This window comes from Rhodopseudomonas sp. BR0G17 (assembly GCF_010907025.1).
Lineage (GTDB): Bacteria > Pseudomonadota > Alphaproteobacteria > Rhizobiales > Xanthobacteraceae > Rhodopseudomonas > Rhodopseudomonas palustris_H.
Genome location: NZ_QUML01000190.1, coordinates 1 through 411, shown reverse-complemented (window position 1 = coordinate 411; position 411 = coordinate 1). Strand labels below are relative to the sequence as shown.

General features: G+C 63.5%; 1 protein-coding gene. It reads right to left on the bottom strand.

Annotated elements, in window-relative coordinates; genetic code table 11:
* The coding region (locus DY467_RS25810) for a hypothetical protein (protein WP_164639884.1) at positions 1-287 on the bottom strand (287 nt) is incomplete at its 3' end.
* Positions 288-411 lie beyond the last annotated feature (124 nt).

Genomic DNA, 411 nt, shown 5'->3' with positions numbered 1-411 from the left:
CCCAGGTTCACCGCCGGGCCGCCGACCGGCGCCTCGACCGGCATCGACGACGGCGACCGGAATAGCCCTTGCGGCCCGAGCAGATACAGTGTCGAAAGGCCTCCGTTCGCCTCAGTGCCGGCATCGAATGCCCCACCCTGGCGCATGTCCTGCACCGCGTTGCGGATAAACGAGGGGCCGGTGACGTCGCCGCCGCTGCCAGCGTAGTTGATAATGATCGACGCCACCGACGGATCGTACCAGACGACCTGCGCATCGCTGATTGTGGTGCGACCAAGCTGGCTCAAGGTGAACTGATGACTACGCTGATAGAGTTGAACGTTGACGTTATTGACCGGTGCCAGGCTGCGGTTGTCAAGCAGGATTAGTCCGACGGGCGCGGCGAGTAGCGTATGCCCGTCGACACTACCC